Below are 12416 nucleotides of genomic sequence, written 5' to 3'. Positions count from 1 at the left end.
CGTATAATGCTTGAAAATAGATATGATTATAAAATCAGTAAAGCAGACAAAAATGGCAATGTGTATTATCATTTTCCAAAAGATAGCGATGAGTTTAAAGAAGCGGTTGTAAAAAATGGTGGCATGAGTGTGTATGTTTATCAAGATGATAAGTTAATAGATGAATTTCATACAAAAAGTCGAGGTTATAAATGGAAAATTCCTATTTTTGGTTATTTAAAAAATATGCACAAAGATGGAGAATATTTTCATAGATATTATAAAAATTGTAAATTTTTTGCAATTGTGGATTAGGAAGGTTTTATCATGATTGAATTTTCTAATGAGGAAAGAGAAAATTTTATAAAAGCAATAGATGAATTAATAAAGCAGGTAGATGATTGTATTGATAGAAATAAAAAAACTAAAAATGGAAAGATCAGCAGCAAAGGAACTACCTGTAAAATAATTGAAAGTAATTTGAAATTTCTTAAAGAAAAATACAATTATCTTTTTAAACAACAAATAGGAAATTCAGGTGGAACTTTAAGTAAAGATGCATGGATTATATTTGTTAGAAAAGAATTGCTAAATAAAAATTACATTAATAGTGAAAAATTTACTGCCAAAAAAGGTATTTATATATTTATAGGATATAGTGGATATTTTGATAATAAAAAACATTTGAAAATATATTTTGATTTTCCAGATAATAATATAAACAAATCTAGATGTTTAGCAGTAGATAAAATGGAGCATGAAGGATATCTGCAAAAGTTTAATTTTACCTATAATTTAAACGAAAAAGATAAATTAGTAAAAGATTTTTTAGAAATGATGAGTTATTTTAATTCTTTAAATGAAAGTGATTTTGAAATTAATGAAAGCAATAAAATACAAAATCAACAATTAAATTTTGAAAATCAAAATCCACATTTAAATCAAATTCTTTATGGGCCTCCAGGGACAGGAAAAACTTATCATACGATAGATAAGACTTTAGAGATTATATCAAAAGTAGAAAAAATACAAATTCCAAGCAAAGATGATAGAAAAAATAGAAAAGAATTATTTGATGAATATGTAAAAAAAGGGCAAATAGTTTTTACTACTTTTCATCAAAGCTATGGATATGAAGAATTTGTAGAAGGTATAAAGCCTGATATCAATAAAACAGCGGAAAATTTTCAAGAAGTAAAATATAAAATAGAAAAGGGAATTTTTAAAGAACTTTGTGAAAAAGCTTTAGATAATTATGAGAATAGTATCTTAAATACAGATGAGTTAAATAAAAAAATGGAATTAAAGGAAAAAGTTGAAAATTTTTTAAATTGGCTTTTGGAAACAAATGAGCCTATTAGTAAAACAAAGGGTGGAAATTTCTTTGTTGTTGATATCAATGATAAAACGGTTATGATTTATAGTGAAGGAGTAGAGAGATTTGATGGAAATTTTAATTTAAGTATATCTATATTTACGGAGTTATTAAAACATAAAGATGAATTTAATAATGCTGCTGAAATGTTTAAAAAAGTATTTGATAGAGACTATACCGATAGAACTCATACTTATTATTTTAATTTAGTGAAAAAATTTAAAGCATATGAAAAACAATCAACCGCAAAGAATGAAAACAAGAAAAACAACGATAATTCTCTAAAACCTTACATAATCATCATAGATGAGATTAATCGTGGAAATGTAAGTAAGATTTTTGGTGAGCTTATCACTTTAATAGAACCTAGCAAAAGAATAGGTGAAAGCGAGGGATTAAAAGTTACTTTGTCTTGTAGCGGTGAAAAATTTGGAGTGCCTAAAAATGTTTATATCATCGGCACTATGAATACAGCTGATAGAAGCATAACTTCTCTTGATACAGCTTTGCGAAGACGCTTTGAATTTGTAGAGATGATGCCTAAACCTAATTTGCTTTATAATATATTTGTGTGTAAAAATGTTGAAAATCCAAATAAAGATGAAGATTATTTGGGCGATGATCGTAAAACAGAAGGCGATGCAGAAATACTTCAAAAAATCTTGATAAGTATAAACAAGAGAATTGAGTTTTTATTAGATAGAGAAAAAACGATAGGGCATGCATTTTTTATAAGTGAAGCTGTTAAATTTGATAAAAATAATTGGATCAAACCAGGTAAATATAAAGAAGATTGGTATGTTTTGAGTATTTCAAAATTAAAAAGTATTTTTCAAAATAAAATTATCCCGCTATTGCAAGAGTATTTTTACAATGATTATGCTTTGATAAATGCAGTTTTAAATGATAATGGTATGATTTTTGAAGATAAAAAAGATGATATATATATTCAAAAAATAAAGAATTTATATAATGTTGATAATGAGAGAAATATTTATACTATCGCTCCATTTGATGATGAAATTTGGAACGATATAAAAACATATCAAGCAATATATGATGATAAAATAACAAATAAAACAAAAAACGAAAATGAATAACACCTTTTCTATCATCGAATACCAAGATTTTTCTAAAGAAGATTTAAAAGAAATTTTCAAAGAAAAAGCTGAAATATTTTATAAAGAGCTAGAAGACTTCGCAAAAAACAATGAAAGTCTTCTAGGCTTTAAAAACAAAAATACCTTAAAAGCTAAAAATTATGTCGGCATTATACAGACTAAAAACGGTGTTTTAGAAATCTTGCCAAAATGTACGAATTTGGATAGCTATAAAAAAGAAGATAAATCCTCAAATTATGATAAAGAAAAATTAAAAAAATACTACGAATTAGAAAATATCTCTAAAAATGATGATTCTAGTGAAGAAGATCTTAAAAATGATCCTAGTATTCTTTTAATCAACATGCTAAAAACCTTAAAAAATTCTCCCTTTAAAAAGTCTCAAATTTCATCTTTGCAAATTGCTAAAATACCTTTGTTTGAAGTGTTTATTACGATGTTTTTAGATGAATTTGATAGTGTGTATAAAAAAGGTTTGATGAGATCTTATGTAAGTAGCGAAGAAAACAGAGCTTTCTTAAAAGGAAAATTACTATTCAATGAGCATATAAAATCAAATTTAATACACATAGAAAGATTTTTCACAAGTAGCGATGAATTTGTTTTAGACATAGCACCAAATCGTTTGATAAAATCAACATTAAATTTTTTAAAATCCAAAACAAGCTTGAATAAATTTAAAATCATCAAAGCTATGCAAATGCTTGATGAGGTAGAATTTTCTACAAATTATGAAAAAGATTTTAGTTTTAAAATTTCAAGACATTTTGATTATTATGAAAATATACTTTCTTGGTGTAAGATATTTTTGCAAAATCAAAGTTTTGCTCCATATAAAGGCAAAAACGAAGCCTTTGCTTTACTTTTTCCTATGGAAAAACTTTTTGAAAACTATGTGGCTTATATGTTTAAACTTGCTAATCCTAGTGAAAATATAAAAACCCAAAGTAGTGGAAAGTATTTAATCTCAAAAAATGATGAAAAATGTTTTATGTTAAAGCCTGATTTATATATAGAAAATAAAATGATCTTGGATGCCAAATGGAAAATTCCAGATGATAGTGAAGATGAGAAAAAGCATGGCATATCGCAAAGCGATTTATACCAAATGTTTGCTTATGCAAATAAATACGAGATAAAGGAAATTTATCTTATTTATCCTCTATGTGAGAGAACTTTTGACTTAAGAGAGAAATTAAAAACTAAAGATATTAAGTTTTTAGCACAAGGTTTTTTAAAAGCTTGCGATGAACATGTAAAGCTTAAGGTATTTTTTGCACCTTTACCTTTTTAGGAAGTAATATGAATCACGAATTTTATATGAATTTAGCTATAGATAAAGCTTGGAAATATCAACTTTTAACCTACCCAAACCCAGCCGTAGGCTGTGTGATCTTAGATAAAAATGGCAAAATCTTAAGTATAGAAGCGCATAAAGAAGCAGGTAAGGCTCATGCAGAGCTTGAAGCAGTGAGTAAAGCCTTAAAAGTGCTTAATCCAAATTTAGATTTACCACAAAATGCAAACGATTTGCATGAGTTTATTTGCAAAAATCATCAGGGGTTGTTAAAAGGCGCTAGTGCTTATGTGAGTTTAGAACCTTGTAATCATCAGGGTAAAACCCCACCTTGTGCAAAGCTTTTTAGCACACTTGGTTTTAGTGAAGTTTTTATCGCTACTAAGGATGAGCATAAGCTTGCAAGTGGTGGGGCAGAGTTTTTAAAAGATCAGGGCATAAAAGTTCACATGGGAATTTGTGAGCAAAGAGCCAAAGAGCTTTTAAAGCCTTTTTTAAAATGGCAAAAATCAAGTTTTAAAATTTTTAAACTAGCTCTTTCTTTAAATGGCTCTGCTTATGGCAAAATCGTAAGTTCTAAAGCAAGTAGAACTTACGCTCATGCATTGCGCTCAAAGCTTGATTTGCTAGTAGTAGGTGGAGAAACTATAAGGCATGATAGGCCTATTTTAGATGCAAGGTTAGTTCAAGCTAAAGCACCAAATTTATGCATACTAAGCCGTCAAAATTTAGAAAGTTTTGATTTAAACATTCCTTTATTTAGCGTGCCCAAAAGAGAAATTTTTACAAGCATTCCTAGTGAAGCTAAGCTCATCATGTATGAGGGTGGGGAGAACTTTTTAAAAGCCTTTAAAGATGAGTTAGATATGCTTTTGATTTTTTCAAGCTCGAATTTAAATACCTTTGAAAATGTTAAGTTAGATTTAAAGCTAAAGCCTTTATACAAAGGCTTTTTAGAAAATGATACTTATGGGTTTTATGAGATTATTAAATCTTAGTAGATTTTTTGTGAGCTTACTTGTGTGAAAAATTGCGCTAAAGTGTTAGCAAAAAAGCTAGCACTTTGCTCTTCTAATCGTTTTAAAAACTTATCTATAGCATCTTCTTTTTGCCAGATAGGGTTTTGCACTTTGGCTAGTTTTTCTAACTCTTTTTTGGCTTGCTCGTAATTGCCTATTTTATCAATGAGTTTTAATTTTAAAGCCTCATTTGCTAAAAATACTTTCGCATCAGCCCATGAGCTTGTTTGGTTTAAGTCTAGCTTGCGATTTTTAGCGACAAATTGTGTGAAAAGTTCATAGCTTTGATTGGCTAAATTTTGCAAAAAGTTTTTTTCATCTTCACTCCATTTACGCATGAAAGTTCCTGCTTCTTTATAGCTTCCTGCTTTGATGGTTTGCTCATTTATACCAAGTTTTTGTGCAAGCTCACTTACTTCAAAACCTTGCATAATTACCCCAATAGATCCTACAAAGCTAGCAGGATTAGCGATGATCATATCAGCTCCCACCGCGCTTAGGTAGCTTCCGCTTGCTATAGTTCCACCTGCATAGACTACCACAGGTTTTTTAGCTTTAAGATCTTGTATAGCTAAAGCTATTTCCATGCTTGGTGCAAAAGCTCCACCAGGGCTATCTATAAAAAGCAAAACTCCTTTTATAGCTTTATCGTCTTTGGCTTTGTAAATTTGTTCTAAAAGATTGCTCGCATCACTAATTTCGCCTTTAAGATTAATTTGAGCTAGGTTTGCATTAGAAAGTTTGGCATTATCCCCGCTTGGAGTAAGGATTAAAAACACGATAAATAAAAACACAAAGGTTTTAAAATAAGTGTTGATATAAGAAATGGTTTTTCCGATTCCTTTAAAAAATGATTTTATAATCTGCATTCTTTTCCTTTTTAAGTTGTTTAATCAAAAATTAAATCCAAAATTTGACACCAAATTAACATTATACTGATTTTTATAAATTTCATTTAATAATTTTATATCAAAAAAGAATGTTTTATTTGGTTTGAAATTTAGTCCAAGGTTAATGTTGAGTAAGTTAGTATCTAAATCATAGTATTGTTTAAATTTTTGATTTTTAAAATCAATAAAATTTGCATTATTGCTTATCTTTTTTCCTGTTAATCTTTTTTCATACAATATAGAACCTGTTATAGTATTTTTATTTTTATCTAAATTTGGTAATACATAAGAAGAAGTAATCCCTAAAACTAAAGATGTGCTGTTGTGTTTTATGCTATCGTAAGATTTTGAAAAAATTCCACCGCTTTCACTAAATGCATTTTGTTGAAAATAATTGTAATTAAAATATACCAAAGGAGTTAAATTTAAATTTTTATTATAACTAAATTCTTTTGCTACACCTAATTGGGTAGAAGTTATCAATCCATTATATGTTCCTTTTAAAGTATCTGAATTTAGTATATATCTTTGCATGTTGCTTGAGTATAATCCTATGCCAATACCGCTTAAAATTTTAAAATTTTCTAAATTCAAAATATAATTGCTTGATAAATTTGCGTTTTTTGTTTTGATATTAGATGTTGAAAAATCAACATTAGAATATGAAGTACTTAAATGCGTTACGAACATTGAAGAATTAATTTCTTTTCCTACGCTAAGATTGAGTCCATAGGAGCTTCCATGAAAATCATTACCATATATTTTTTTAAAACTAGGTCCCATTTGGAAGATATATGTTTGATTATCATAAAAATTAAAATTAGCTACATCACTTTGATATAATAAATTTGTCGGATAAGTATTACTAGCTAATCTAATATCCTCCATAGGTGTATTTATGAAAGTTGGATTAAGAGTCGAGAGCATGTTATTTTGTCCGAAATTACTGTAGGTGTTTAATAATTGGATTGAATTGGATAAATAATCATTTGATTCCAAGCTTTTTAGACTACTTTGAACGATTTTTTTATCTGCATTATCTAGTAAAATAAAATAATTTTTATAGTTTTCATTTAAGTTATCCATCATTCTAATGCTTCTTAATGCTTGTCCTATGGTGCTATTTTGAGTATTATATGCATTGTTTTTTATAATAGGCTTGACTATTATTTGAGAGTTATCATGCTCAGGTTTTGGTTCAGGTTTTGGTTCAGGTTTTGGTTCAGGTTTTGGTTCAGGTTTTGGTTCAGGTTTTGGTTCAGGTTTTGGTTCAGGTTTTGGTTCAGGTTTTGGTTCAGGTTTTGGTTCAGGTTTTGGTTCAGGCGCGGGCTTATTAATACTAACTTTATCTTCATCTAATACAGCAACAAAATCAATACTATTGTTTCCTGATATTTCAACTTTTTCAAAGTCATTTATATTATTTTTTAATCCAGCTAAATTTATAGTAATTATATTGCCACTAGTGTAAAACATAGGTAATGGTATGTATTGTAATTTACCACCTTCTATTTGATAAGAATTTGCTATAAGTTTAGAATTACCATTATTTCCAAAATCAAGCTGCAAAATAGCATTGTTTTTTTGGTTATATAGACCTTCTACAATTAAATCGCTTAAGTCTTGATTTCCAGGTCTCACAATTCCTTGATTGTATAAATTATTTTTTATTAAACCATTTCCGCTAAATTTACCATTAGTTAAAACTTTAACCTCCCCACTTATAATTCCTTTATTATTTTGTGTTTTTATTAGGGAAAGCTCACCTTCTTTTACTATAGTTTTACCAAGATAAGTATTTTCTCCACTTAAAATTAACCTCCCTTGACCATCTTTGATAAATCCAATATTTAAATTTTGTATTTCATCTTTTGGAGAATTTAAAGCATCGAGTCTATGTAAACTATCATCCCATTTTTTTTGAGATATGTCATTGCTAAAAGTCGCGTTATATCCTTGAGTATTTATAGTATAGTAAGCTTCTTTTTCGCCATAAGTATCGGTAATATCTTGTGAATTTAATCTATTTGCATCTAAAATTCCTATACCATTTACGGCTTTTTCAATGTCTAGAATGCCTTGTCCTAAGATTTGTTCTTTTTTGAGAGTTTGTATTCCTTTGTAGTCTTCATTGGCATTTTGCATAAGTGGATATTTGTCGATTAGATTGTTTAATATCTTATCTGCTTCAAAACTCCAATATCCAGCATCTATCAAATCTTGTTTTATTTTATTTTTATCATCAGGGATAGGCGTATCTATATAAATAATAGTATAATAGGATTGTTTTCTTCCATTGGAAGTATTAAGAAGTTGAGTTTCTTTTACTGTTAGTTTTGGAGTTTTGTAATTTTTATTTGCTGTACTTAATAAAACATCAGCTATTTGTTTTCCATTTAAAAAAGGGAATTTTTCTGACACTAAAGCAGCAGCTCCACTTACCATAGGAGTTGCCATAGAAGTACCACTCATTTTAACATATAAATTTTTATCAGGTCTTCCAAAAATGGGTTGTATATTATAAGCAGCATTAACTGAATTAACAAAACTTCCAGGTGCTACTAATGAAAAATTTTCAACTCCTTTTAATCCATTGCTATACGATGCTATAGCTTTAGAGGATAATATAAGTTTTCCATTTTCATCTTTTGTAATTTTAGAAGAATCAATGGCTCCAATGCTAAGCCATGATCTTAAATTTTCATCATAATAAGGAAGAGTAGCATTAAATCCAGGTGATACTATACCCTCATTTCCAGCTGCAAATAGTATTAGAATGTTTTTTTCTTTTGCTAACTTTATAATCCCATCAAGCGGTTTATTGTTGTTTGCTAAATTTAAAAAATAATTAGAATTTTGCTTTTTAAGATCTGATACATACCACCCGAGCTGACTCATTCCTACTATTGGATATAATTGCGTATTCCAACTATTATTGATTATTTTTATTTCTTTATCTTTAAAATAATCATAAATATTATAAGGAATTATTTTTTGACTTCCATTGTTATAGCCAAAAATTTGAATTCCATACATTTTCGCATTGTAAGCAATCCCATATGGTTCTTTAATGTTTTTAAAATTACCAAGTATAATTCCTGCTACATGTGATCCGTGAGTGTCTACTGTTAGATCAGGAGTATAAGGTTTATTATTTACTGTTGAGTATTGTTGCTCTATGATTTGTCCTTGCAAACTAGGATGATTTGCATTAAAAGCAGAATCTATAATACCTACATTTATATTTTTTCCTGTGATATTAAGATCGTGTGCTTTATGAACATTAATAACTTCAAAATCATTTAAAGCTAAAATTTGAGTTATAAAAATAAATATTATTAAATATTTTTTCATATGACTTTCTTAAATTTTATTAAAGATTCTTATAATTTTTAAGTATAACAGAAATATTTTAATTTTGATTAGAAACTCTTGTTTAAGATATTTATATTATTTCTTTTCCTTCTATAAAAAGTTTTAACACTTCTTTGCTTTGTAAGATAAATTGCAAAGGAAGTTGTTTTAAATTTGCACTATTTGGTAAAGCAAAAAGACTAAAATCAGCTATTTTGCCTTTTTGAATTTGACCTAGGTTTAAATTTAAGGCTTTTGCGGCTTTATTTGTTGCCATTAAAAGTAACATTTTGGCAAAATTTTCTAACTCTAAATCATCATGTATAAGTAAATTTGCTCTCATTTCATCAAGCATGCTTAAAGAAGTATTTGAACTTAAGCCATCGGTTCCTAGATGGATATTAATACCATTTTTTAAAGCAGATTTTAATTTAAAAGTATTTTTACTCAAAAGCCTATTTGAAAAAGCACAATGCGTGATTGAGTGCAGATTTTTATCTAGCAAATTCCATTCTTTAAAATACACGCAATGTGTAAATAAAGTCCTTTGATCTTTAAAAAGTTCTAAAAAGCTTTGCGGAGTGTAAAGTGGCATAGGATTTTTGCTAAATTTAGCCAAGCTCTTTTTAAAACCACCTTTTTTAAATCTTAGCCAGTTGTTTTCATGATTACTTTCAAGAAAATGTGTGCTTAGTAAATGATCATTTTCTCTAGCAAGTTTTATAGCAAATTTAGCAAGCTCTGGGTGGGTTGAGTAGGGTGCATGCACTGAAATAGCAGGGATAAATTTAGAAGTTTTAAAGCTCATGCTTTTTTCATAACGAGTTAAAAATTCCTCTTTTTTTGCTTGGATAAAATTTTCATTTGAACCTAAAATTTCATTAAAAAATATCACTCTAGCTTGTGAATTTACACAAGGGTTTAAATCGCCCCCAAAGCTTGAAATTTCTCCTATAGTAGCAGTGCCACTTTTTAGCATTTTATGAATATTTTGTGAGATTAATTTTTCTTTGGCTTTTTCGTTTAATTGCTCGCGGTTATTAAAAACACTATCAAGCCATTTTAAAAAGTCTCCAAAGACTAAATTTCCATTATTTGCACTAAATTCTAAATGCGTGTGTGGATTGATAAAAGCAGGTAAAAGTAAGGTATCTTTTGGAGTTGGTATAAGCTTGGCTTTCGGATAGGATTTTTGTAAATTTTCTAAGCTATCAATTTCTAAAATATTATCATCAAAAAGAATAGCTTTTTTTTCTAAAATACTAAATTTATCATCACAAGTTAGGATGATTTTGGGTGCTATTATAAACATTTTCCATCCTTTAAAAAGGTAAATTGTAGCTAAAATTTAGCTTTAAAGTGTTATAATATAGTAAATTTTACTAAATAAAGGTTAGATTATGAAAGTTATGGTGATACAAGGACCAAACATTAATATGCTTGGTGTAAGAGAAACTCACATTTATGGTAATATGAAAATGGAAGATATCCACGAGCAAATGAAACAAGCCGCAAAACAAGCTAATGTGGAGATTGAGTTTTTTCAAAGTAATTTTGAAGGTGAGTTAGTTGATAAAATTCAAGAATGCTTAGGCAGTGTAGATGGAGTGATTATTAATCCAGCTGCTTATGCACACACTTCTATAGCAATCCGCGATGCGATCGCAGCGATTAATATGCCTGTGATTGAAGTGCATATTAGCAATACTTACAGAAGAGAAGAATTCAGACAAAAAAGCATGATAGCACCAGTTTGTGCAGGTAGCGTGGTAGGTTTTGGTCCTTTTGGTTATCATATGGCTCTAATGGGGCTTTTCCAAATTTTTGATCAAATCAATGCATATAAAGCAGCTCAAGCAAAAGCACAACAAGCAAATCAATGAATTTTATCTTAAAAAACGAAAATGCACTTTTTTATGAGTGTGGCTATTCTTGCGATAATGCTTTGTTTTTAAAACTTGAAGATAAAGCTTTTTTCATCACTGATGCAAGATATAGCTTTGAAGCTAGCGAAATGATAAAAAATGCTAAGGTGGTTTTAGCACAAGATCTTTTTGCTAGTGCTAGAGAGCTTTTAGAAAAAGCAGGAATTGATAGGGTGTGTTTTGACCCAAAAGACTTTAGTTATTTTGAATTTAAAGAACTTAGTAAAAGTGCAAATATCGTTTTTGAAGAAAAATTAGACTTAAGTAAAAACAAACGCATTATAAAAAATGCCAAGGAATTACAGCTTTTGCAAAAGGCTGTAAATTTTGGTAAAGAATGTTTTGAAGAATTTGCTAAATTTATCAGCCAAGAAGGCCATGGAAAAAGCGAAAAAGAATTACATTTTAAAGCATGTGAAATTTTTCAAAAAAAAGGTGCTTTAGAACTTTCTTTTTCACCTATTGTAGCTATTAATGAAAATGCGGCTAAAGCACATGCTTTACCTAGTGATAAATGTTTAGAATATGGAGATTTGTTATTAGTTGATGCGGGTGTGGTTTATCAAAGGTATTGTTCTGATCGCACAAGAACGGCTTGTTTTGATGAGAATGGTATAGTTTTTGATAAAAATAAGCCAAATTTTAAAGATAAAGAAATTATGCAAATTTATGAAGTGGTTAAGCAAGCTCAACTTCAAGCTATAGAAAAAGCACGCGTTGGTATGAGATCAAGTGAGCTTGATTTTATCGCAAGAGAAGTGATTAAAAACGCAGGTTTTGAAAAAGAATTTATTCATAGCTTAGGGCATGGAGTGGGGCTTGATATACATGAGTTGCCAAATATTAGTCCAAGAAGTGATTATGAGCTAAAAGAAGGTATGGTATTTACCATTGAACCTGGAATTTATATCAAAGATAAACTTGGCATTAGGATAGAAGATATGGTCTATCTTGATAAAGAAAAGGCAGTGGTGTTATAACTTGCTGATTAAAGGGGCTAGAAGGTTAGAAAAAATTCGTTTTTTTCCTTTTTATTCAAAGGCTGATAAAAAAGGAAAATACATAGCCATTATAGGACTTGGAAGCAATATAGAAGATGAAAAAAAACGCTTTCGGGGTTTATTTAGGCTTTTAATGCAAGATAAACGCTTGCAAGTATTGCAAACATCGCCATTTTTGATTAATAAAGCTTTTGGCTTTGAAGAGCAAAAAGACTTTACTAATGCAGTGATGGTTGTAAGCACAAGTTTGCATGCAAGAGCACTTTTAAAAGTTTTGTTTTTTTATGAGTTTAAATTCAAAAGAAAAAGAACTTTTAAAAATGCTCCTAGAACGCTTGATTTGGATTTGTTGTATTTTTCAAAAAAAGCGCGTAAAGATGAGTATTGCATAGTGCCCCATGTGGGGGTAAATGATAGAATTAGCGTAACTTTGCCTTTGGGCTTGTTAAGATAAG

The 12416-nt window shown here is 28.9% G+C and carries 10 protein-coding genes; 7 read left to right on the top strand and 3 right to left on the bottom strand.

The features are described 5' to 3' along the window. Positions 1–6: 6 nt before the first annotated feature. The 4 genes from L8X33_RS01105 to ribD are packed head-to-tail and all read left to right on the top strand — an operon-like array spanning position 7 to position 4770. Positions 7–294, top strand: coding sequence for a hypothetical protein (locus tag L8X33_RS01105; protein WP_263661632.1), 288 nt, complete (start codon positions 7–9; stop codon positions 292–294). 12 nt (positions 295–306) lie between these two features. After that, on the top strand, positions 307–2454 hold the full coding sequence (locus L8X33_RS01100; protein ID WP_263661631.1) for an McrB family protein: 2148 nt from the start codon (positions 307–309) through the stop codon (positions 2452–2454). Further along, positions 2447–3769 (top strand): McrC family protein, encoded by a 1323-nt coding sequence (locus tag L8X33_RS01095; RefSeq protein ID WP_263661630.1) that lies wholly within the window; start codon positions 2447–2449, stop codon positions 3767–3769. The genes L8X33_RS01100 and L8X33_RS01095 overlap by 8 nt, the downstream gene beginning before the upstream one ends. An 8-nt stretch (positions 3770–3777) precedes the next feature. After that, positions 3778–4770: a bifunctional diaminohydroxyphosphoribosylaminopyrimidine deaminase/5-amino-6-(5-phosphoribosylamino)uracil reductase RibD gene (gene ribD / locus L8X33_RS01090; protein WP_263669744.1), complete on the top strand. Its 993-nt coding sequence runs from the start codon at positions 3778–3780 to the stop codon at positions 4768–4770. Here ribD and sppA read toward each other — a convergent pair. From sppA to L8X33_RS01075, 3 genes are all read right to left on the bottom strand, one after another. Further along, complete coding sequence (gene sppA / locus L8X33_RS01085; RefSeq protein ID WP_263669743.1) at positions 4767–5660, bottom strand: signal peptide peptidase SppA; 894 nt, start codon at positions 5658–5660, stop codon at positions 4767–4769. The genes ribD and sppA overlap by 4 nt on opposite strands. 24 nt (positions 5661–5684) lie before the next feature. Beyond that, entirely contained in the window at positions 5685–9035 is a 3351-nt protein-coding gene (locus tag L8X33_RS01080; protein WP_263669742.1) for a S8 family serine peptidase, read from the bottom strand. Positions 9036–9126: 91 nt separating this feature from the next. After that, positions 9127–10347, bottom strand: a complete 1221-nt coding sequence (locus L8X33_RS01075) for a metal-dependent hydrolase (RefSeq protein WP_263660678.1) — start codon at positions 10345–10347, stop codon at positions 9127–9129. A gap of 88 nt (positions 10348–10435) precedes the next feature. Between L8X33_RS01075 and aroQ the strand changes: the two genes are divergently transcribed. Genes aroQ through folK form a run of 3 tightly spaced genes read left to right on the top strand, consistent with a single transcriptional unit; the run spans position 10436 to position 12415 of the window. After that, positions 10436–10918: a type II 3-dehydroquinate dehydratase gene (gene aroQ / locus L8X33_RS01070; protein WP_133319632.1), complete on the top strand. Its 483-nt coding sequence runs from the start codon at positions 10436–10438 to the stop codon at positions 10916–10918. After that, positions 10915–11940, top strand: a complete 1026-nt coding sequence (locus L8X33_RS01065; protein ID WP_263660679.1) for a M24 family metallopeptidase — start codon at positions 10915–10917, stop codon at positions 11938–11940. Before aroQ ends, L8X33_RS01065 begins: the two co-directional genes overlap by 4 nt. 1 nt (position 11941) lies before the next feature. Continuing rightward, positions 11942–12415, top strand: coding sequence for a 2-amino-4-hydroxy-6-hydroxymethyldihydropteridine diphosphokinase (gene folK / locus L8X33_RS01060; RefSeq protein ID WP_263669741.1), 474 nt, complete (start codon positions 11942–11944; stop codon positions 12413–12415). The last annotated feature ends 1 nt before the right edge of the window (position 12416 follow it).

It is taken from the genome of Campylobacter sp. CNRCH_2014_2849 (assembly GCF_025772845.1).
GTDB lineage: Bacteria > Campylobacterota > Campylobacteria > Campylobacterales > Campylobacteraceae > Campylobacter_D > Campylobacter_D lari_D.
Note: the sequence above shows the minus strand (reverse complement) of the source record. Positions and strands in the feature narration are given on the sequence as shown.

What these genes read in the sequence shown, in the direction of transcription:
- L8X33_RS01105 (WP_263661632.1), top strand. Translation starts at nt 7, where the DNA reads ATGCTTGAAAATAGATATGATTATAAAATCAGTAAAGCAGACAAAAAT.
- L8X33_RS01100 (WP_263661631.1), top strand. Translation starts at nt 307, where the DNA reads ATGATTGAATTTTCTAATGAGGAAAGAGAAAATTTTATAAAAGCAATA.
- L8X33_RS01095 (WP_263661630.1), top strand. Translation starts at nt 2,447, where the DNA reads ATGAATAACACCTTTTCTATCATCGAATACCAAGATTTTTCTAAAGAA.
- ribD (WP_263669744.1), top strand. Translation starts at nt 3,778, where the DNA reads ATGAATCACGAATTTTATATGAATTTAGCTATAGATAAAGCTTGGAAA.
- sppA (WP_263669743.1), bottom strand. Translation starts at nt 5,660, where the DNA reads ATGCAGATTATAAAATCATTTTTTAAAGGAATCGGAAAAACCATTTCT.
- L8X33_RS01080 (WP_263669742.1), bottom strand. Translation starts at nt 9,035, where the DNA reads ATGAAAAAATATTTAATAATATTTATTTTTATAACTCAAATTTTAGCT.
- L8X33_RS01075 (WP_263660678.1), bottom strand. Translation starts at nt 10,347, where the DNA reads ATGTTTATAATAGCACCCAAAATCATCCTAACTTGTGATGATAAATTT.
- aroQ (WP_133319632.1), top strand. Translation starts at nt 10,436, where the DNA reads ATGAAAGTTATGGTGATACAAGGACCAAACATTAATATGCTTGGTGTA.
- L8X33_RS01065 (WP_263660679.1), top strand. Translation starts at nt 10,915, where the DNA reads ATGAATTTTATCTTAAAAAACGAAAATGCACTTTTTTATGAGTGTGGC.